The 22,393-nt window shown below is 37.0% G+C and carries 21 protein-coding genes; 20 read left to right on the plus strand and 1 reads right to left on the minus strand.

All coding sequences use genetic code 11. The annotated features are described in order from the left end of the window. On the plus strand, positions 1–871 hold an 871-nt coding region (locus tag A5880_RS15955), incomplete at its 5' end, for a primase C-terminal domain-containing protein (RefSeq protein ID WP_336577251.1). Between the two features lie 85 nt (positions 872–956). Here the strand turns inward: A5880_RS15955 and A5880_RS15960 are convergent. Next, positions 957–1,877 carry a helix-turn-helix domain-containing protein gene (locus A5880_RS15960; protein ID WP_143353681.1) on the minus strand — a complete coding sequence of 307 codons (921 nt, stop codon included), beginning with the start codon at positions 1,875–1,877 and terminating at the stop codon, positions 957–959. Positions 1,878–2,657: 780 nt separating this feature from the next. Here A5880_RS15960 and A5880_RS15965 point away from each other — a divergent pair. From A5880_RS15965 to A5880_RS16055, 19 genes are all read left to right on the plus strand, one after another. Beyond that, the gene (locus A5880_RS15965; RefSeq protein WP_086332034.1) at positions 2,658–2,966 is read left to right on the plus strand and encodes a hypothetical protein; all 309 of its coding nucleotides are present in this window, start codon (positions 2,658–2,660) and stop codon (positions 2,964–2,966) included. 399 nt (positions 2,967–3,365) lie between these two features. Beyond that, positions 3,366–3,653, plus strand: coding sequence for a hypothetical protein (locus A5880_RS15970; protein WP_086332003.1), 288 nt, complete (start codon positions 3,366–3,368; stop codon positions 3,651–3,653). Between the two features lie 78 nt (positions 3,654–3,731). After that, a complete protein-coding gene (locus tag A5880_RS15975) occupies positions 3,732–3,896 on the plus strand; it encodes a hypothetical protein (protein WP_179190500.1) in 165 nt (54 codons plus the stop codon). Positions 3,897–3,913: 17 nt separating this feature from the next. Beyond that, positions 3,914–5,017 (plus strand): hypothetical protein, encoded by a 1,104-nt coding sequence (locus tag A5880_RS15980; RefSeq protein ID WP_086332004.1) that lies wholly within the window; start codon positions 3,914–3,916, stop codon positions 5,015–5,017. 140 nt (positions 5,018–5,157) lie between these two features. Next, positions 5,158–7,755, plus strand: coding sequence for a SpaA isopeptide-forming pilin-related protein (locus A5880_RS15985; RefSeq protein WP_086332005.1), 2,598 nt, complete (start codon positions 5,158–5,160; stop codon positions 7,753–7,755). 437 nt (positions 7,756–8,192) lie between these two features. Beyond that, the gene (locus A5880_RS15990; protein WP_086332006.1) at positions 8,193–9,443 is read left to right on the plus strand and encodes a glucosaminidase domain-containing protein; all 1,251 of its coding nucleotides are present in this window, start codon (positions 8,193–8,195) and stop codon (positions 9,441–9,443) included. Positions 9,444–9,461: 18 nt separating this feature from the next. Further along, entirely contained in the window at positions 9,462–9,923 is a 462-nt protein-coding gene (locus A5880_RS15995) for a hypothetical protein (protein ID WP_086332007.1), read from the plus strand. 7 nt (positions 9,924–9,930) lie between these two features. Beyond that, positions 9,931–10,305, plus strand: a complete 375-nt coding sequence (locus A5880_RS16000) for a hypothetical protein (RefSeq protein WP_086332008.1) — start codon at positions 9,931–9,933, stop codon at positions 10,303–10,305. Positions 10,306–10,330: 25 nt separating this feature from the next. Beyond that, positions 10,331–11,581 (plus strand): CHAP domain-containing protein, encoded by a 1,251-nt coding sequence (locus A5880_RS16005; RefSeq protein WP_086332009.1) that lies wholly within the window; start codon positions 10,331–10,333, stop codon positions 11,579–11,581. 1 nt (position 11,582) lies between these two features. Further along, a complete protein-coding gene (locus A5880_RS16010; RefSeq protein ID WP_086332010.1) occupies positions 11,583–12,200 on the plus strand; it encodes a hypothetical protein in 618 nt (205 codons plus the stop codon). Between the two features lie 214 nt (positions 12,201–12,414). Next, entirely contained in the window at positions 12,415–13,245 is an 831-nt protein-coding gene (locus A5880_RS16015) for a hypothetical protein (RefSeq protein ID WP_086332011.1), read from the plus strand. Between the two features lie 4 nt (positions 13,246–13,249). After that, positions 13,250–14,005, plus strand: a complete 756-nt coding sequence (locus A5880_RS16020) for an LPXTG cell wall anchor domain-containing protein (RefSeq protein ID WP_336577252.1) — start codon at positions 13,250–13,252, stop codon at positions 14,003–14,005. 48 nt (positions 14,006–14,053) lie between these two features. After that, positions 14,054–15,010, plus strand: a complete 957-nt coding sequence (locus tag A5880_RS16025; RefSeq protein WP_086332025.1) for a conjugal transfer protein — start codon at positions 14,054–14,056, stop codon at positions 15,008–15,010. A 13-nt stretch (positions 15,011–15,023) separates the two neighbouring features. Then, on the plus strand, positions 15,024–15,311 hold the full coding sequence (locus A5880_RS16030; protein WP_086332026.1) for a hypothetical protein: 288 nt from the start codon (positions 15,024–15,026) through the stop codon (positions 15,309–15,311). After that, on the plus strand, positions 15,311–15,751 hold the full coding sequence (locus tag A5880_RS16035; protein ID WP_086332027.1) for a TcpE family conjugal transfer membrane protein: 441 nt from the start codon (positions 15,311–15,313) through the stop codon (positions 15,749–15,751). The genes A5880_RS16030 and A5880_RS16035 overlap by 1 nt, the downstream gene beginning before the upstream one ends. Continuing rightward, positions 15,748–18,309, plus strand: a complete 2,562-nt coding sequence (locus tag A5880_RS16040) for an ATP-binding protein (protein ID WP_336577253.1) — start codon at positions 15,748–15,750, stop codon at positions 18,307–18,309. The genes A5880_RS16035 and A5880_RS16040 overlap by 4 nt, the downstream gene beginning before the upstream one ends. A gap of 13 nt (positions 18,310–18,322) precedes the next feature. Beyond that, a complete protein-coding gene (locus A5880_RS16045; RefSeq protein WP_336577254.1) occupies positions 18,323–20,317 on the plus strand; it encodes a CD3337/EF1877 family mobilome membrane protein in 1,995 nt (664 codons plus the stop codon). A 222-nt stretch (positions 20,318–20,539) separates the two neighbouring features. Then, positions 20,540–21,079, plus strand: a complete 540-nt coding sequence (locus tag A5880_RS16050) for a winged helix-turn-helix domain-containing protein (protein ID WP_086332028.1) — start codon at positions 20,540–20,542, stop codon at positions 21,077–21,079. Between the two features lie 593 nt (positions 21,080–21,672). Then, positions 21,673–22,392, plus strand: a complete 720-nt coding sequence (locus A5880_RS16055; RefSeq protein ID WP_143353679.1) for a replication-relaxation family protein — start codon at positions 21,673–21,675, stop codon at positions 22,390–22,392. The last annotated feature ends 1 nt before the right edge of the window (position 22,393 follow it).

The following is a 22,393-nucleotide window of genomic DNA, read 5'->3' on the forward strand; positions in this document are numbered from 1 at the left end:
GCAACAGTTAATTGCCTGGTCAATGAAATATCAACCAGCAGTAACCCATAAGAAACATAATTTTGCTCTTGTTCCAGGGAAAAAAATTCGACAAATCGATGAAAAATGGGTTAATTTACTGTTTGAAAACCCAGAAATCATTGGTAGTAAGGGAGTAGAAGGTAGAAATACCGCTATTTTTACGCTTGCTTTGGCGTACTATTCTTCTGAGATTGAACAGGACGTTTGTTTTGACGATATGGACATATTTAACAGTTCGTTAGATTATCCTTTAAGTAATGCCGAAGTGTGGAAAATTGTTAAAAGTGCGTACAGAGGAAAGTATCGGGGGGCAACAAAAAAATTTGTCAGAATCCTTTTAGGCGAATGGGCTAAACGAGTATATTCCGATGATGAACTTTTTACACAAAAGCGAAATGCAATGTACAAATTCAAAAAAGATCGATCAGAAAGAAAGAGATCACACGTCCATGAATGGAAAGCAGATATTTTAGAGTACCTGGAGAGTGAATGCTATCGATACCGACCAGAAATTGAATTAACTAAGAGTGAATTACAAGCAGCTGTACAATACCAGGATAAACCTATCCCAAAGAGATCACTAGACAAAGCTTTAAATGAGCTAAAAGCTGAAGGTAAGATTTATGTGCAAGTGAGATCTGGCCGAGGTGGGGGACTAGTCGTTGCAACAAGAAAAGCGCTGATCCGCACAGTAATTGTGGTGAATCAGCACGTCAAGAAGGCGTATAAAAACGCCATAAGAACCTTTTTCAAAGAAGCAGCGATGCTAACTAAGATGATCGAAACACCAGGAACAGATAAGAAATTAGGGTTATTTGGTGAGCAAACAAATCTATGGGACACTGGATAAATTAAAACATGCACACTGCCAATACATTATATCTAGGATACTTTTAACAATAAAAAACCACTGGGTTAATAGTGCTTTCCGTAGCTTATTTATTTACTAGTATTGTTGGGTATTTATGTGTTTCTAGGTAGTAATCTGCTTTTGTAGTTAAATTGTTTAGTTCTGTCTCGAATGATCGAGCTGTTTTTTCGTCTCCGATAAATCTGGTGATTTGTATTATTTGTCTTGCTTTTTCGATGTATATTGTATCTTTTTTTAAAAAACGTAAGGCAATATTTTTGTGGTATTCTAATATCATTCTCGAATGATATGAAGTTGAGGTATCAATCATTGTTTCAGCAAGGGAGATATAGTCTATTGCCTTTTTGTAGTCGAGATTGTAAATTGCTATGGTAATGACATTTGATAGAACTAGGAACGCATAGTTTAAAGTTTTTGCTGTTCTGTTTTTTGTATCTGTTACGGGAAACATGTGTCTTATTATGATATTTGACTGTTCTTCGGTTAGACAGGTTATTGTGTTTAGAATGAGCAAATAGTCATATTGTCCGTAGAAATTGGTACTAGTTATGTACTCGACAATGTATTCTTTTTCGTAATTATTTAAAGGAGTAACTTTATTTTTTGTAAGGCCTGACATTATGTTTTTTATTGCTGCGTACGCTATTACTTCTTTTTGAGACATAGTTTTGATATCTTTATTCACTTTGTATAGTGGATGATTTAGTAGTTTGGTTATTATCATTTCGTTTTCAGGGTCAGTAATTGCACTGTTGAAAATTTTAATAAAATTATTTATCAGATTATTATTTTCAGCGTATAAACTTAGTTCTTCTAGGCTTATGTTTAGTCTGTCGATTATTTCTTGTAGAGTATCTAGTTTTAAGGTACTCTTACCGTTTTCAATTTTTGAATAACCTGAATGGCTTAAAACGCCCGGAAGCATGTCTTTTTGCTGTATGTTGCGTAATTCTCTGATATGTTTAATAGACTCTAAGTATGACATTTTTTCACTCCTTGTTCCAAAATGGAACATTTTTATTTATTTTATGTATTTTTTTTGTTAAATATGTTGAATTTTAAGCAAAATCCTTTTATATCAAGCTTCTTTATTTTCCTAAATGGAAAGCAAAAAAATTAAATTGTTTACTTATTGTTTTTTCATGTTATAATTAGTTAAGAAATATTTCTTAGAAAAGACGTAAGGGGGCTGATAGAATTGATAACAACAGCAGTGTTAGTTTCGTCTTTAGTGACCATTTTTATTGTAGTTGCTGGTGGTTAATTTTAATTTGCTTTTATTAGAATGATATGTTAGTCTTTTTTCGAATGTAAAAATTTTAGATTTTTTGTTTTAAGAAGTTAGCGAACAACTAAATAAAGAGCCTAACTATTACCCCTTCCAACTAGATGAACGCCAATTCATTTAGAAGGTCAAGCGGAATAATAGTCAGGACAGAATCATGTATACCCATGAACTGTCGCAATCGGCTCCTTGTTGTAACAAACGTCACAACGAAGTTAATTATAACAATAATTCTATGGAAATGATAGAAAAACCTTTATTTTTCTGTTATACAAAACTTACTAAGAGTCTGGGAGACCTTAGTTCATTGTATCAAATAATGGCGCAGTTTTGTAGGTCTATGCTTTTCCTTAAATTATTTGTAATAAAAAACGATTGTGATGGTTACAGCAGTGGAGGATAAGACACAGTTTATGTGTCTTATCCTCTTTTTTGTTGTTCGTTAACTTGTCAAAATCAATTTGGGAAGGATAGATTCTATTGGGGAAAGCTATTAGTAAGCGTAAAAGTAAAGTGCAATACCGAGATATTTGTTTGCCAATCGATTTGATTCGGAAAGTTACTACAGTTCGTACTTTCGATAAAAGAACCTGGGTTAACATGTGGGACGGCAGTTTTGCTAGACGTTCAGTTGATGGTTCTGGTGTTGATAAGGTAGAGCTGCTGCATGGAATTTTTGATAATATTCAAACTGCTGCGGAAAAAGATATCGTCGTTGCTAGAAAAGATCACCCGGAACAAGTATTGCGCTTTTTGGTTAGTCCGTATGTGATCGGACGTAGGAAGTGAGCCAACATTAGATTTCTTTTGTTGGTTAGTGAAATCCCTTGTACTAAATAGTTTCATTGATCCTTGAAAATTGAATAACATATTTGAGCGTAAAAAAAAGACAAATTGGTGACTACCCACTGATTGTTAGCTCAACAAAGGTAGAGCTAGTATCTTTTGAGGGAAAGAGAACGCATGCAGTATTTATGTCACTCAATGAAAGTAAGTAGAACGGTTGAGCGTTCCACCAGGAACCAGCCGCTTGCAGAAGGACTTCTGATGCTTTTTCCACGGAAGTTGAGGGACATAAAACGAAGGTTGCTTATTCAAGCCGAAAATAAGCGGGGTACGCTTTGTTTCCGAAAAGCGATAATTCACTAATGAACAAAGGAAATCTATTAGAAATGAAAGGAGAAGCGAATGAAGAAAGACAATCAAAAGCAACTGATTGATGATTTGATACAATTTATGAGATCAGGAAATCGAAAAACGATTGCTATTGCTGATTATATTGAATTAACAAAGTCTAGAAAAAAATGGACGGAGAAACAAATAAACGATTTATACAGAGCGTTAAATCGCACGAAAGCTTTGAGTGTTTCGTCTTCTCAATATGAGAAACCAATGAAAGTTAGAGATGTGGAAACGCAGAAGATTCGTTATATTAAAATCACATATACACGCACTGAAGCAATGTTGCTTGTTTAACGAATGAAGCAGAAAAAACAGAAATGGTGGACGTTTAGGATTGAATACCTTACTATTAGAGTAGGAGTGAGTGGAATCATGAAAAAAATGAATCAGTACAAAATTAAAGTTTTAGGATCATTGTTAGCAGCGGTATTTTTTGTTTTATTGAATTTTGAACGAAATAGTTTATTAATCGCTTTGTTAATCAGTTACTCATTATTTCAAGCGATGGATTTATACCATGAATCGAAAATAATTTAAAAATGGAGGATTTAGATATGAAAAAGTGGACGAAAAAGACGAAAAGAACAGTAGTATTGGGGATGTTAGTAATTGCTTTAGTTGGTGGTGGTAGTGCCTATGCCTATAGCAGCCAATCAAAACAACAGCTGGAAGCGGCACAAACACAAGTAATGGATCAAGAAGCAGCATTGAAGAATTTAAATAGTGATTTAAAAGGGTATTTTGATAAAAAATCACCTTCCTATTTAGTCGAAAATATGCAAGAGAGCCAGATAAAAGACTTTAAAAAAGACGTTGAAAAGGCGACCAGTCTTAAAGAAACGACCGCAAAAGTTGATCATTCCACTTTTGATAAGGAAGTAGAAGCAATAAATGAAACAATGAAGAAAATTGAAAAGACATTTGAGCTGCAGCAAGCAACAAATAAATTATTCCAGGGTACAGCTGTAAATGGTGCTAAGATTTCAAAAGATTTACCGATTGCAGACGATTTGAAACAAGAAACAATCGATCAAGTAAAAAAATCAATGGAGAAAACAACGTCTGATTTTGAAAAGACAATCCAATCATTGACTACTGAAGCTGAAAACCAATTGAAACAGCTGGATAAGGCAAAACAAGCCACTGCAAAGGTTTATAAAGACAAAGTGATCTCTACCGATACAAAGCTTTATGATACAGCTAAAATAGAAGTCGATAAGATCAAAAATGCCAAAGGAAAAAAAACATTAATGGATCAATTAAGCAAAGTAAAGGCTGATATCGATAAAAAAGCAAGTGAAGAAGCGAAAGAGCAATCTGAAGTTAAACAAGAAAACGGCGTGATTCAACAGAAACCTAAAACGCCTGAAGCCCCGCAAGTATCCGTTCAAACGGATCAAAGATATACACCAGATTACACAGAAACTGGTGGTGCAGCTGACACTGGAGATTATGTGCCGCAAGAAGGCAATGGGAATTCTCAACCACAAGTTCCGGTAACACAAGAGCAAACACCACCTGCAACTGGAGGAGGGCAAACTGTACCTCCAGCCAAGGAGAGTGAACAACCAACTGTTCCAAATTATCCAACAGGTGAGCAAGAAGGCAATTCTAATTGGGGTGGATCATGGACGGGCGGCTGGGAAGACGTTAAGTAAAATAAATAATTAAAGGCAGACGTAAACACTCGTCTGCTTTTTTGTTGTTAAAAAGGAGGGAATTTATGAGAATCAGGGCACCAGTTTTTTAAGATTGATTCAAAAATGTACAAAAAATTAATATTGGAGGAAAAAATCAAATGAAAAAAAAGGAATTACACAAGAAAATTAGTAAAGGAGTCACGTATCTGTCGTTAATGACGTTACTTTCTCCTATTGTTTTACAAGGGCGGCAAGTATTTGCGGAGTCGACAAGTAGCAGCGAATCAACAGAAGAATCAGAAACTCCCTCTTCAAAAGAAACGACAACGGATACTGAAAAAGAAGGGATGACCGTTGGTGATTTAAATATTCAATTACCTACAATGGAAAGTTTAAGCCCTGAAACACCAGTTTTTAGTAAGGACGAGAATGGCAAAATGTACCAGGTAGGACAAACAGAGGATGGACGAATTATTCAATCTTCAGCTGTGACGAACCCTTTGTTGAGAGGTATCGGTAATGTACAAGGCGAGATTATTAGAATCACTATTGCTGGGGTTCTCTATGAAGGTATTAAAATTACTGTCGATGGCAAAGGGGCTTTGTGTATAGATCAACATTTAAGAGCACCGTTTGAGCCAAATGTTCCTTATGATAATGGATCTCCCTATGAGAATAATGGAGCATTAGCTATTCTTTCTTATGGGGCATATGGACCGTTAAATCCCAATCCAACAGATGAAGAAATTCTATTAACAGAAATTGCATTAAGGAACTGGTTAACGGGTAAATTGACACCAAGCGAAGCAGTATCAAATTCACACCCGTATATTGCAGATTTAATTGAAAAAGCCAAAAATGGTGATTTTATCATACAGAGTTTTGAATTTAATAAACACAACTTAGAATCAACGATTGTTGGAAACGAACAAGTTTCAGAGGTAATCAAAACTAGTGGTTCTAAAGAAAACTATGTTTCAATTCCTGTTCCTCAAGGTGTTACATTAACAAATATAACAACTGGACAGAAGGTTACGAATGGAAATGCAAAAGTCTATGGTGGACAATCATTCAAAATGTCTGCACCTCTAAGTTATAACCAAAAATACAATTCAGGAAATTTGATGGCTGCATTTGGTAAACCAGCTGCAATTGTATTTACTCCATTTGATGTTGGATATCAACGATTAATGCAAGGCAAATTTGATGATCCACAAGAAGTAGCCCCTATTTCAGTAAATTTTTTCGCAAGAGAAGGGCAACTTCAAATTGGAAAACAAGATCAAGTAACAAAACAAATGGTTCCAAATACTACGTACACAGGCACGATCGGCAGCGATAAAGTAACCTTTACAACAGGTGCGGACGGTTGGGCACCAATCTCTGAAAAGTATATTGATGGAACACCTTATAACCTTGTTGAAACAGCTGTACCAGCTGGTTATACATTAGATCAAACACCAATCACAGGTACGATCAAAGCCGCAGAAACGACAAAAATTACGCAACAAAATAACCACCAAAAAGCAGTGGTGACATGGGAAAAAGAAAAAGAAGTGTTCGATGCTGAAGAAACAGCGCTGAAAGGAACACCTGTATATAAAGATATTCCCCTAGAAGGCGCTGAATTTACGAATAAAAACAACAATGATACGACTGCACCCGACCAAGAGACAGTCTTAACACCAGCAGGAGAATACCTTGATACTATGGTAACCGATGCTGAAGGGAAAGGAAAGAGTGTTATTCCTTTCGTTAATGGAGAACAAAATGAGTATGTATTTGATGAAACGAACGAACCTGAAAACTATCGCCAATTTGAACCAGTTACATTCAATGTACCTTATGAAGTATCAACAGTTGACGTAGCAACATATGACTTAGGTATTTTCAAAAATGAGTTGAAAACAGGCGAAATTGACTTTAACAAGAAATCTGATTTAGATTTATCTTCCCTTTTAAATATTACAGGCGCTAAAATTCATGTTGAAGGACTAAGCGAAAACACAAAAGACGTGAACTTCACCTTCACTACAAGCGCTGAAACGAACAAACTGAAGCTAAAAGAAGGACAATATCGCTTCTCAGAAGTGGAATATCCTGACGGTTGGACGATTTCACCAAATCAACCACATTCAATGATTGTTGAAGTCAAAGACAACACGAAAAGTACCATTAATTGGGAAAATACAAAGATTCCTATGAAAATTACGACATTGTTTGCAACTGTAGATGGTAAAAAAGTAATTGATCCAACAAAAGACAATAAACTTGAAGATACAGTGAAAGCTACTGATGCATGGATCAACACACCTATGACGTTCTACACTGAATTCGTTGCAGTGAAGTATAACAACGGCGTAATCATTAACCAACGTGTAGTCGGAACGGACGAAACTGATAAAACATTTAAAGAAAAAAATGAAGAATTCAAAGTTCCGTTGGATCTGAAAAAAGATACACTAAAAGAAGGGGAAGCGTTAGTTGCTACCCATGTTGCCAAAGATAAAGACGGTAATGTAATTGCTGAAGAAACAGATCTATACAACAAAGATCAAACCGTTGTTACTGAAACAGCAAAAGTACCAGAAACACCTAAAAAAATAGTAACACCTAGCACACCAGCAAAAACAGGATCACTACCAAGCACAGGCGAAACAATCCAATCAACAATCATGATGATTGGATTTACAATCGCAGCAGCTGTTGCTTATCTTTTTGTTTACAAAAAAGCAGAAACTGACAATGTAGCATAAGTTAAACACTAAAAGCGATGAACTTTAACAAGTTTGTCGCTTTTTTATTATGTAGGAAAGGAAAAGAGCTATGCCGAATTATTCAATTAATGAAAAGGAGTGTGACCCTCATTCACCTTGTATTGATCTAAGCGAGTTGTCGAGTTATTTGTTAATACCGTCAAAGTTTATAGAGACACACCAACGAATTAAGATTTATCACAACAGGAAGACTCTAGAAATACATTATTCTATTTTGCCGTCTTATTTTTGTCATTGTCAAACGTATCAGAAAAAACCTAGACAAGAACTTGAATTTTTAGGGATCATACACCCGAATGGTCAAGTGGAGGAATTGAAAATAAAGTACAGCGCATTTGTTGAAGGGGTATTTTATTTCTATATAAAACGTCGTACTCGAAAAATAGTAGTAGTAAAAAATTTACCAGGAGGAACATATGAAGAAAAAAACACTAAGTCTACTCTTAGCCAGCGTATTATTCAGCAACGTCTTGCCTTTAACGACCTTTGCGGAAGAAGTGCAACAGACACCGCTAGAATCTAGTGAACAGGCGCAAGAAGTAGAAGCAAGTACAAGTGAATCGATCACAGAAGAAGCGCCTAGTCAGGAAACCGCACCGTCTACAGAAACAACAAAAGACAGTCAACCGACAGAAACGACCGAATCAAGTGCTGAAACCATTCCTTCAGAAAACCCTACACCTGAAGGAGTGGCAACACCGCCAACTGAAGTTGTTCAGGAAGAACCACTAGTAAACGAAGTGACCATTCCCGTGGAATCAGCTTCTATTCATTTTGAAAAAAATACGACCACAGAAGAATTTATCGCTCGTATTGGTGAGCAAGCTCGTTCTGTAGGGCAAGAAAACGACCTATTCGCTTCGGTTATGCTCGCCCAGGCAATCCTTGAATCAGGATCAGGTGGTAGCGAGTTATCCCAGGAACCTTACAACAATTTATTCGGTATCAAAGGTGATTACGAAGGGCAATTCGTAACGTTTGGCACGCAAGAAGACGACGGATCAGGAAACCTATATCAAGTTCAAGCAGCATTTAGAAAATATCCGACTATCAAAGAGTCTCTGGAGGACTATTCTAAGCTTCTTACAGACGGAATAGACGGTGTGCCATTGATTTATCAAGGTACATGGAAAAGCCTTTCAGATAGCTATAAAAATGCTACAGAAGCACTAACAGGAACGTATGCGACCGATATTCTTTATGGTGAGAAATTAAATGGGTTGATCGAGACATACAACCTCACACAGTACGACCATGAAAAAGGTGAAATCGTCGCTGGTGGTGATTTTGAACCATATAACAATGTCAATTATGATACAGGAAATAGTTATGCCTGGGGGAATTGCACACAATACGTTTACAACCGCATTACTCAACTAGGTGGCCATGTAGATCTGAATATGGGTAACGGTCAAGATTGGGGCAGCACAGGTGTTTTAAGAGGGTTTGAAGTGTCTAATACACCCAAAGCCGGCACAGCTGTTTCATTTGCACCAGGGGTTTTAGGTGCAGATCAAACTTACGGACATGTTGCATTTGTAGAACACGTTTATGAAGACGGTTCTATTCTGATTTCTGAAATGAATGCACAGGGTTTAAATGTTGTTTCTACACGTACAATCTTAGCGGAGTATGTGGGTATGCTGACGTATGTTACACCAAAGTAAAAGAAGGAAGGGAAAATCATGTCAAAGCTGCTATTAACTGAAGAATATCCACGACAACAAAATATAGGGACAGCGCTATCTACATTTATTGACCGAATTTCTCAATTCTATGGTGGTCATATAAATGTGATCGATCGAAAACCAATCAGTCACACAGAATACTTTTATGTAGAAATTTTACTGTTTTCAAATGGTATTCAAGTGAAAGCGACGTTGCAGCGTGATCCTGAAACATTTGAAATTACGGCGACTGCCCACAGAGAACCAAATTACAACTATCTTTCCCAAATTAACGACGAAGAATTTGATTTTTTGTGTCATTTGGCCATTTTACGAATGGCAGAATTACGGCCGCTTCCAGGTATGGAACGATCGCTTGAAGAATACGAACAACAAGAAGCTGAATTGCTGAACGTTTTAGTTCGTAAATTGATGATTGTTACAGGACAAGCAAGTGAATCAGTATCGATAAGTAGGTGATTTTTTAGTGGAAGATCTATTTTCTATGTGTGTTTTTTTGGCATTTCCAATCTTATTTATTTGGATGACTAGCTTAGAGAAAAAGGAATTAAGCTACTTATTAAATCCAAAAAACGAACGAGAGATTGTCAAACAAACGTACTACGATGCTTCATGTAGAAAAGATTACTTAAAAAAACTAAGAAAAATGCAAAGCGAATTAAGAGCAGAAGAAAAATTAAATCGAACGAAGAAAACTATTTTTATTAGACTATATCCTAGTAATACAGATCTACAATACGTTGAGCGATTGATTGAAAAAATCACAAATGATTTTTATGTGAATGAATTAAAAAAAATGACAGAAAAAGAGCAGCGTTTAGATAATTGGGATCAATTTTAACGAGTAGTGGAGGTGGTAGAAACACATGAAAAAAGCAAAATGGGGCTGTATGTTGTTTCCAATAATTTTGCTGTTGGGTGTTCTTTTTTTTCTTATCGTGCTTGTTGGTGGTGAGCCAAAAAGTGAATCTGGTTGTATTCAATCAAATTGGGACAATCCAGACGATGGAAAAACAGTACCAGCTTCCATAGAAGAATTTGTAAAAAGTCATAGGGAAGCCTATATTCTATCCTGGAAAGCAGGTGGCTTTTTACCTTCTGCAAGTATCGCTCAAACAATGGTTGAAAATGGGTTTAATTTTACGAATCCTTCAGGAACTTCATTTTGGCAGGCACACAATATGGGCGGTGTGAAAACGTCCAGAAAGGAAGATTTTCCAATTACATTAGGTGTTTTTGGAGAAGATTCTGTCGATATTACTGGAACAAAGCCAGGTACTAACGTTGGAGATAACACAGGTGGTGCTTACACATGGTTTAAAGACTACAATGCAGGCATTGTGGGAAAAGCGGAATTTATGGCACACCAAACTCTCTATACTAGAGCTATAAACAACACTGATGGTGTTAGTGCTTTGACTGCTATTTTCGAGGGAGGTTGGGCAACTGATCCATCATATCTTATGAAGCTTCTTGCAACATACAGCAGTTTAGGAACTCAATTTCAATGGTTGGACAAAGAAGCAATCTTAAAGTATGGGTCAACACCCTATCAAGGGAAAAATGATCTTGATGAAGGCACTGTAAACGTTCCAAAAGGTGAAGAGAGCGATTCTTCAGATTGTGTTAAAACGTCAGATACAGCAGGGCAAGTAACAGGTGAAAATTCAGCGCCTACGTTGGAAGTACCAAAAGAATATCAAGGAAAATTGACACTACCACCACCGGATAGCAAAGATTATTCAGGTAATAGTTATCCATTTGGCGAGTGTACTTGGGGTGCATACAACAGAATGGCTCAAATCGGCAATCGTATTGAATGGTTTTCAGGTGATAGTGGACATGGTGGTGCATGGGGGGCAAGTGCTCGTTCGGCTGGTTATACTGTTGTCAAAGGTGAACCAAAAGTCGGTTGGGCAGCTTGTTTTCAAGGTGGTGTCGCTGGATCACTTCCACCTTATGGACACATTGCAGTTGTCGAATACGTCAATTCTGATGGCAGTATTCTAGTGAGCGAAACGAATGTAATCAACATGGGTTCAGGTACTCGATCATGGAGAGTGCTAGACAAAGGTATTGTTTCTCAACTTGAATTTATCCAAGGAAAGGGAGGATAAAATGCTATACAAAAAAATAGGAACTTTAACAGTATTGACTATGATACTTCTAGTAATTAGTGGTTTAGTAGCTTACATGTATTTATCTGAATTTAGTGAAAATGATTCAAAAAAAATAGAAAAGTTACAAAAAGAAAATAAGCAGCTTAAAAAGAAAGAAAGTGAGGTAGCAGAATTGACGGATCAACTTTCACAACAGGTAGACACTCTGTACACAGAGAAAAACGGCACAGCGAATGACGACCTTACAACAGCTGCAAAAGAGTTATTTTCAACAGTCTTTGATTATTGTACAGAACGTGAAGAGGACAACGTGAAAGCAAGGAAAGATAAAGCGTTAGAATTAGGCACTAAAAAAGCAGTTGACGGGTTGTTTCCAAAAGATGCAGCTTCCAGTAATCCTTCAGTTAAAACAACTTCACACCTGAAGGGAGATCCAGAAGTGTATCTTATGCCGTCAAATGACAAACAATTAACTGCTTTAGTTGTTGTTCACTATGCAGTATCTATAGCAGGGAGTGAGGATCAACCAGGAACATTTATGTATAAAGTAAAATTTGATTCAACGGAAAATCAGTTTACCAGCGTTGAAAATGCTGGTGTAATCAATATTCAATAATCGTCAAAAAAGCAATGGTCCAAATTAGCTTTTTTTAAAGTAGAAATTCTTCACAAAAGCTTTAGTGTAGCTGTTTGAGAAGTGGTCCCAAACTGCTAAAAAAATACATAAAAAGAGTAACTGTTCCAGCGTAGCGAACCGTTACTTTTTTTATGTATTCCAAATCGGCACGTCACTAGCCGATTACTTATTTTTACCTGGAGGTGAAATTTATTTGTATATCGTATTTACTGCTGATCCTAGTGGATCACTTCCCTTAAATAAGAAAATTTCATTGTCTTCAGTTAATGAAATTTTGCGACAACTGAATCAAAATTTATTAGATGCGGATCAGGAAGCAAGGATTTCGTATAACTTGCTATCTAATGAGGAAGAATGTGTATATAGTTCTTCAGCTATGTTGCCAGACCCTCGTTTTTCCTTACTTCAAACGATTCAAGAAGAGTTTGAGGTTGATTGGGATTCGGACAAGGAAGTATTTTTACAAATGCTGAAGACAGAATTTGAACGACCAGAACAGAAAAAAATGAAGAGAAAAGTATCTTCTAAGTCACTTGATAAAAATAAACTCGATAAGATATTGCCACTCGTTATTATGGTAGTTGCTTTTCTATTCATAAATTTTGCGCTGTCAAACACGCGATCTGAACTTTCAAAAATCGAAAAAAGAATTGAAAGTTCAGAAGTCGAAGAAATCCCTACGAATAAAATTGATGCTTTTTCTCGATACTTCCTTTCAAATTATTTTAATCAAGCCAAAACAGATAAGAGCTACCAAGAAACTTTAAAAGCCTATGTTTCTGAAGATCAACTGAAGAGGTTTGAAGGAAGCAATCAACAATTAAAATCTAGTCTTTTATGGGAGATCACACAAGATAATAAGGAGTATTCTGTTTCTTACATCGTCAGCTTGAAAGAAGACGATCAGTCAAAAACAAAGAAAATATCTTTTGCTTTATCTGAAGATAAAGACAAGACATACAAAGTAAAAGAAGTACCAAAATTAGAAGATTTTACTATGATATTAAACTTAACGGAGGAATAAAATGATGAAAAAACTTATTGTAATTGGACTATGTGGAACAGTATTACTTGCTACAAATTCAGGATTGGTAGCGGAAGCAAGCGAGCAAGATCAGGAAGCAACACAAGAAAATGTACAACAAATTCCGTATGTATCATTGGAGCATGCGGTGACTTTTGATGATGTTATTGATCCAGGTGAGCCGGTAGATCCGACCGAACCAGTAGATCCTACTGATCCTGTTGATCCAATAGATCCAACGGAACCAGTAGAGCCAACAGAGCCAACAGAGCCAACAGAGCCAACAGAGCCGACAGAGCCAACAGAGCCAACAGAACCGACAGAGCCTACAGAACCAACGGAACCGACAGAACCAGAAAAACCAACGGAACCGACAGAACCAGAAAAACCAACGAAACCAACGGAACCTGAGAAGCCAGTAAAGCCAACACAGCCTACAGAATCTGTAAAACCAGTAGAACCAATTGACACAACACCAAGTCCACAACAACCAGTTCACACAGAAGGTGGCCAAACGATTATCGGTGTAGATAATGGAAATCCAATCATACAAGAAGCAGACGGAACAACTAAAACCGTTACACCAGAATCGATTGGGGCAACGAAACAAGCAGACGGATCACTTTTACTAAAAGATTCTTCAGGAAAAACAAAAGTTTTGCCAAAAATGGGTGAAATTGATCGTGCAATGCTATCTGTTTCAGGTGGCTTACTAGCAACACTAGCAAGCATTTTCCTAGCAAGAAGAAAAAGAAGCTAAAAACCAACAAAAAGGAAGTGAACAGACACAAACGTTGTGTCGCAATGAATGAATGAGAAACCCTATTTCAATCCGAGCGCCTTGAAAGGAAAACCGCTTAAAAAAGCGAGTAAATTCAAAAAGAAAAAGGGCAACTATGAAAAAAATCCCGTCCGTATGTTGATATGGGGAGCGATCCTTGCCTTTATTTTGAGTGGATTGTTAGCGGTAAAGAATTCAAACACCGCTATTAAGGAAGTACACACCTACAAAGAGCGTATCAGCAAGCTAGAATCAACTCTAGAAAAGGTAAGCCAGCAACAGCTGTTAAACCTTCCGGAGACGAACGCTGCATTAAAACGATTCTTAACGTTGTATTTTACTATTCCGATTGAACGAAGTAAACAGGACGAACGAGAACGTAGCCTTCAGGGCTATAACAACTCGTTAAGCTTTCGTTTAGTTAATCAGCCAAAAGAAAGTCAAGTTGTTTCAATATTAGAGAATTACGGGTATCAGGAACGTAACGGGGTTACAGAAGCCACTTTTTATTTAAAAACAAAAGCCGAAAACGGACAGGAAAACGAATCATTTGTTACTGTCCGTTTTTCGCAGTCTAAAAAAGGGTACACAATCCATTCGCTACCTAATCAGTTAGCCTATGCTCCAGAAAAATGGATCGCACATGATAAAGCAAAAACAACAGCTGTACCGAACCAACCTCTGGATGATAAAAAGGCTGTATCAGAAGTGAAAACCTTTGTTGTACAGTTCTTGAAAGAGTATCAAGAAAACAATCAGGAAAACTTACGTTACTTAATGAAGGACGTACAGGGGTTACCGAAAGGCTGGACAATCCACTCTAAAGAGTTAGCGATTTACGGAGAAAGTAAAAATCCAGTTGTTACAACGACCCTACAGCTGACACAAGAAAAAACAGACATTGTGTTGAGTGAGACAATCCAGCTACATTTAACAACCACGGAAGACGGAAAATATTTCATAAACGAAATGACATACGAATAGAGGTGAGAAACAAATGTTCAAATTATATGTAATGGAAAGCTTTGTACTGGCAAATTTACCCGATTTTGTCAACGTAAAAAATTGGGGACAAGAACAAGGAGAAGCCCTTCTTATTCTTGCGATGATTGGATTTGCTATTTACTTAGCCTTTAAAAGAGAATGGGGCGCAATGATTGGAATGGTATTCCTTGTGGCTTTAATGATTAACATAATCAAAAAACCTGATGAAACAATTATTCAATGGGTACAAGGTATCATCGATAAACTGATGGGAACAGGAGCAGGGGGAGGTTCTGCGTAATGGCACTTACAAAAGACCAACGAAAAACCGTTACTTACACCAGCCTTATGACTGCACCAGTTGCGATTCGAGTGAGCATACCAAGCATGAAAGCTGGAAAAAAGAAGATTACGCTACCCTGGTTAATTAACTTTCGATCTTTGACAATCTACGGGATTTGTTTTGTAGTGATACGATATCTTTTTGGATCGATCATTCAATTTGCAGGGAACTTATTATCTTTAGCTGATATTGCATTGTCTTTGGTTTTACCTTATTTACTAATGAGACTTGTTTTAGCAACCAACACAGACGGAAAACCTATCGAGCGTTATTTGCTCGATACGGTTTTCTTCTTTTTTAAGGCAATTTTACCAAACAAAGAAGTATACAAAGGGAACTACCAGAAAAAGCAAAAAGATACCGTCGTTTATATAACGAAGAAAGGAGGGTATTTATGAGTGTATTTTCCGAGCTATCACTAGCTAAAATTATAGCTAAAATACGGCCAAAGAAAGTAGTAAAATTTCAGTTTCCAGTCAATCACTACTACGATAATCTATTATTAACTCCTAAAAACGACGTATGGGCTTATTATCGCATTGGTAATACAGATTTGAATTTGCAGGATTCAGAAAAGGTAGAGGACCACAAATACAATTTTAGGCACACAATGGAAGAAATCGGGAAAAAATACAAGGGGTTTGATTTATCGCTTTATCCTTTAGACCTTGAAATGCAAGAGCAGTTCGAGGAATTAGAACCAGATTTTAATCAAGAAACCCCTGATGTTTCAGAATATTACACCGAAAAACTAATACAAACATTTGAAGCGATGTACGGTCATTTGAACCGTCCACGCTTTGTTTTAGGGGTACGGATACGAGAATACAATCATGTTACTTCTCGATTTGAGAGTGTTACAGGTGGCTTAGAGGAAGTCAAAGAAACAATTTTTGATGCTTTGGGTGGAACATCTAAAGATAAGGACGAAGAACTAAAGAAGTTTAAGTCCAAAGAAGAAGAACTGTTTCAAGAGTTGAGTTCCTTAAAAGCTAGTCGAATGACAACAGAAGAAACGGCGTATCAACTGAAGTTCAATTTCTTACGAAATAGTAAACATAATCGTTTTGACGAGCAACGCACACAATCAATCGACGAGATTACAGAAGCGATTTTAACACCAAATGAGCGAAAGGGTGTTATGGGGATTGAAACCGAATATGGCAAGCATTACGTCAGTTTTCTACCCATTTCTAAATTGCCAGACTATACATTATATAGCCGTCTCTACTATAGAGCGCAAAGCTTCCCTTTTGGATGTGAGTTTCATGTAAAGGGCAAAGGATTACCTAGTAATGGCTTAATGGGCGTTCGTACGTCTGTAACCAATAAAAAGAAAAACTTCAAAGTTGATGTGAAAGAAACAATGAGCTTAGGTGACAAAGCAAGTGTAAACTTAGCTAAAAATATGAAGAAAACAGAACTAATCGAAGAAGATCTTGACGAAGAATTAACCATTTACCAATGGTTAGGTTGTTTTGCTGTTTACGGTGATACAGCCCAGGAATGCGTACAGCGTTCACGCCTGGTTCGTAAATACTTTAGAAAACTAGATATACGTGTAGAAGCACCATTAAGCGATCAGCTTCAGTTATTCCAAGCGTTGACACAAGGAGAAATCAAAGGAACGAAATATTGGCAGCAAACAACCAATATTTACGGTATTTCAGAATTTCTATTTGGGGTAACAAATGAACTAGGGAATCGAGTAGGGTTTCCTATCGGAATTCAGACTGAAGGAAACAGAGTTATTTCGAGAGAAAAGGCTGTAAAATCGTCAAGAAAACTCGTTCGGTTAAATTTCATGGCAACGAATCAAAACGTTGCAGGATCGTCTTCTAGCCCACATATTCATATCACAGGAATTACTGGTGGGGGAAAGACGTTCCTCATGCTGCTTATGTTCTACATTACTAATTTGTTCAATATACAGTCCATGTTTTTTGATCCAAAAGTAAAGCTGAAGGAAATAAGAGACGTTTTACTGAATGACGAGGAATTTATAAAAAAATATCCTTATTTTGCTAAAATGTGGCACAATTTCCGATTTATCACGCTAAGTATCAAAGATAAAAGCAACTATGGAATCCTTGATCCAATCGTTTTTTTACCACCCAATGAAGCGAAAGAAGTAGCTGAAGGAATCTTGTACCAAATTTATGATATTGATAAAAATGACGATATCCGCCTAGAAGTAGTAGATATGCTGAACACGTTAATTGAAGAACGCAGCAAAGGTAAAAAAGTTGGACTACGCCATTTAATCGATCGTTTGAAAGTAAACGAAATTCCTGAAGTAAGGAAGTTTGCTCAAATATTAGCTCAAGAAGTCCAAAATTCATTATTAGAGTTGGCTTTTAGTGATGGAAGTAGTAGTAAGATTCAATTTGACAAACGATCTGTCGTGTTGTCTGTTGAAGGACTAACCCTACCAGAACCAACGAAAAGCCAACAGGATTACGAGAAACACGAGAAAAAGAGTCTAGCGATTATGCTTTGTGTTGGTAAATACATTGAACTTTTCGGACGAGTAGACGACACAGCCTACACTTACGAATTTTTCGATGAAGCCTGGACAATGACTCGAAGTGCAATAGGTAAAAAAATCATTAACCGAATTAAGAAGGTTGGCCGTTCACAGTGTAATGCGTGTGTGTTTGGTACGCAGTCAGTTGCGGATATTCACACGGACGATACACAAGGGCAAGTCGGACTATTATTTGCTTTTGATGAAGATTCTGAACGTCCAGAGATCCTAAAAGAGATTGGAATGGAAGTCACACCATCAAATATTGAACTACTTAAAAACTTGCAACAAGGGCAATGTATCATGAGAGATCCATATCAGCGTACTGGTAAATTAACGGTTCACAGCTGGTTCCCAGAGTGGACAATGGCCAATAAAACAGTTGATCGCACAGCAAGTGGAAATATGGAAGAAAAATACGCATCGTAGGAGGAAAATTTCAATGAAAAAAAGAACCGTAGTTATTGGCTTACTGGTTTGTCTCATTGTTTTTTTTGGTCTAGGTGTTACGCTTGCTGTAGCTGATGGGATTAAGATTGAAACAATCAGTGATCTTATTAGTTCTCGTTATCCTTTGGAAAATTACCGCAGCTACAGTCTTTCAAAAAGTGGGTTTCTATCTTTAATGACAGGAGGTCCTTATGTACAAGCTTTGGCTGGTATGGGAAATTTTCTCTTTGAAGTCACAAAATTTATCTGGGAGTTTTTTGATTATGCAGTAAAAGAACTGTATACCATGAATTTACTAGACAAATTAAATGATATAATCGGCAGCTTAACAGGGAATATGTGGGAAAATTTTAAAACAAACTATGTAGGTTTGATCCTAATATTTTCAATTTTGTATATTGGACGTACCTTTATCTTAGAAAGTCCTAAAACAGCAGTTCTACAGTTTGCAAAGATTTTTCTTGTATTGATTGTTTCAGGAATTTGGTTTCCGAGAAGCAACGAATACATGTCAAGAATGAATGATTATTCGTTCTTGATCCAGGCTGAAATTATTTCAGTTGCTGGACAATCAGACGAAACCAGCGCTTTATCGCCCACGACTGAAAAAGACGGCCATGCGGTCGTCGATGCTAAAACGAGCAATGAGCGAGCAACGAACGTTATACGTAATGAGTTGTTCAAGCAAGTAGTATACAATCCGTTTCTACTTCTGAATTATCGAACAACTGAAAAAGATAAAATCAATGATTTATACAAGGATATTAAAAATGAAGATATTCCGAAAGGTAACGATGGAGAGTATCTGTTAAGTAAAGATTTTGGAAATCTTGACGATGATACAAAGATCAAACGCATGGAGGAACTGTCAGAAACAAACAAGACATTGACCAGTGATTCAGTAGAATACAAACTAATTATTTCCTTAATTTCTGTTGCTGGTGTGTTCCTCTACGGAATACCGATCACAGTTATTTCAGGACTTAATTTGATCTTGCAGCTGCTTGCAGTGGTCTACAGCTACATTCTTCCAATAATTGCGTTAATAAGCTTAATTCCTAAGTACAACAATGCTTTATTAAGTAATTTGATGAATATTGCTAAAATATTCATGGGAAAAGGATTCATAGGCCTGTTAGTATTGTTGTTTTCGTTGGTGAACTTGACAATAGATTTGCTTATTCCACCGTCCGATGTTATTTCAGCTGTCATGAATACATTCGTGAAAGGGATCATTTATTGGTTAGCATGGAAATACAAAGATAAGATTGTACGTGCTGTTGTTAATGCATTAACCCAACGTAATGGTTCTAACAACTTCAATTTTGATATGAAGCAGTTTAACGAAGGAATGAACGATTTTGCCAATGGTGAAATGACACCATCGTTAGATCTTGCCAAAAATGTTGATGACATGCAGGACTTAGCTATAGACGTAGGTTTGAATGCGGCAACAAGCGGTATGTATGGTGCTGCTTCAGAAGTAGCAGATGCTAGTGAGGTAGTAGGAGATATTGAGGATCAAGAAGTTCCAGCCCAAGGAAATAATGAGAATGAGGTAGAAGGTGAATTTACTGAAATACCTGATGGAGAAATGACCACTATTCCAAACGATTCTACAATTGGAGTAGAGGACATAGACGTGGGAATTCCTGAAGTTGGCGACTTAGGATTGGACGTTGTGACTTCAGCTGAAGACGGAACAACTGGAGAAGAAGGTGTGACAGGTGATGCACATAGGCGTGACCAGTCACAAGCTGATGATGGACAACCTGGAAGCAGTCAGACGAGCGGAAATACAGATCCTGCTCAGCTTATCGCTCAACAAATTCAAATCCTTCACAGCCAACCAATTAACCAAACATTCAATCACCAAGAAAATAATCAAGAAGCAAATATCGAGAACAACATGAACAACTATCGTATCGAGAAACACACACACAAGAACGAGTTTCAACAGAAGTTACGTGTGTTAAGAAGTGCATAAAAACACTTTTTTAAATAACGAATTTTGAGACATTACACGGGTGTTAGTGTGTGTGTGAAAGTCTCCTTAAAAGATTGATAAAACGGACATTACACGTGTGACTTGCTGTGTAATGTCTTTTTTATTTGATAACGAAAAACAGAAAACTAGTCACAAGGTCACTCACCACACATCACACGGTGTGTGTGACTAACTAGGTAAACCACAAGGGGGTGTGTGAAAGTGTGTGATCGTTATACCGCAACAGAAATCGCAGAAAAATTAGACATTCACATAAATACTGCATACAAACATTTGAAGCGATTAGACATAAAAGGAACAAAAGAAGGGAACAAAAAATATTATTCTTTAGCTGATTTTGAAACAGTGCAAATGGCCGTCTTAGATAATGCTGCTGCACCTAAAAAAGAAGAATCTGAAGAAAAGCACGAGGTTACTTTGAGTGAACCGAACAATCAGATCATTCATGAAGCAGTGACTTCAGCACTTAATCAACAAAAAAAAGTATATGAAAATGAACGTATTCAGGAACTAGAACAACTACTTAGTGAAGCACTGGAAAGAGAGCAGAAGCTGGAGCAACTATTACACCAGCAGCAACATTTACATTTAAACAATCAAAAAGAGCAAACAAAAGAAGTAAGTGAGACGGTAGAAGAAGCACCAGTAAAACAGCTGCCGCCTTTGATTATTGATGAATCACTATTTGAAAATGACGAGGAAGCCACCAGAACATCGTGGTGGCACTTTTGGAAAAAATAACACGAAGTTCAAAAGAACAAAAAAATCTTGTTAAAACGTCCCACAAGGTTCACTGTGTGACTAACAAGAGAGAACCACAACCGAATGAACGACCGATACCACGACCTATTGATAGGTTGCAAGGGCGCCGTTTTTGGCTTGATTTTACAACAATTCTAATGTGTGCCTGCTCGAGACTTCTCTCCCCCGACGTAAACTAACGGGAGAGAGAAGTCTCGAGCAGGCACACAAAGAATAAGTAAGTAAAATAAAGCCAAAAACTAAAATAGATAATAACAAGAAATATAATAATAAGAGAGGAGATAAGAGAGAAGGTCAAGGTCAAAAGAAAAGGTCAAGGTCAAAAGAAAGGTCAAGGTCAAAAGAAAGGTCAAAAGAAGGGTCAAAAGAAAGGTCAAAAGAAAGGTCAAAAGAAAGATCAAAAGAAAGATCAAAAGAAAGATCAAAAGAAAAGAGAAAACCTTTCTTTTTCTTGAAAGAAAAAGAAACAAAAAAAACTTTAAAATTCAGCCCCCCGCCCCCACTCATGGGGGAGCAACCCCACCGCCTGCGCCCCAAGACTTGGGGCTGTCGAAGGGAGAAAAGGAGCCTTTATGAAAGAAACAGACAAAACGTATCAACTATTGCAGTTGTTAGATCGATACGGAATTATGACACGTATACAAATAATCGATCGCCTAACGATCACTGAAAAAAATTTACGGTTATCATTGCAAAAATTAGAAAAATTAGGATTTATCAAAACATTTAAAGAGACGTCCAAATATGCCCACTATATCACCACCAAAGGCAGTGAGTATATAGGCTTGTTGAATTTTGGATATGTCCAGGGCGATAAGCAACCAAATCTAGCTACATTGCGGCATAACCTCATGATGAACGATGCAATAGTTGAAAGCATTCAACTTTTGCGGAAAACATATCCAGACAATGAATTGATGATCGTAACAGAACGTGAAATTTTAGCTGAAAAGTATTTAGATTTAAATCAGCAATATAGGGGCAAGTGGTTAAGACGGGAAAAAGCTGTTGTACGTCATAAAATACCAGATTTTTATTTGTTGATTACGATTGATGATGAAATACTACGCATTTCATACGAATTAGAATTAACCCGAAAATCACGTCATGCCCTGGAAACAAAATTAAGATGGTATGCAGATCAAAAAAAACATGGCTGGATCACACAAGTTTGTTACGTGTATGATGATGAGCGTATTTCTGATTATGTCGCAGTCAACGCAAGCAAATTAAATCTATCCATTCAATTCTACAGGATGGGAAGCATTCAGACCAGAAGTAAGGGAGATTGAT

This window comes from Enterococcus sp. 4G2_DIV0659 (assembly GCF_002140715.2).
Lineage (GTDB): Bacteria > Bacillota > Bacilli > Lactobacillales > Enterococcaceae > Enterococcus_L > Enterococcus_L mansonii.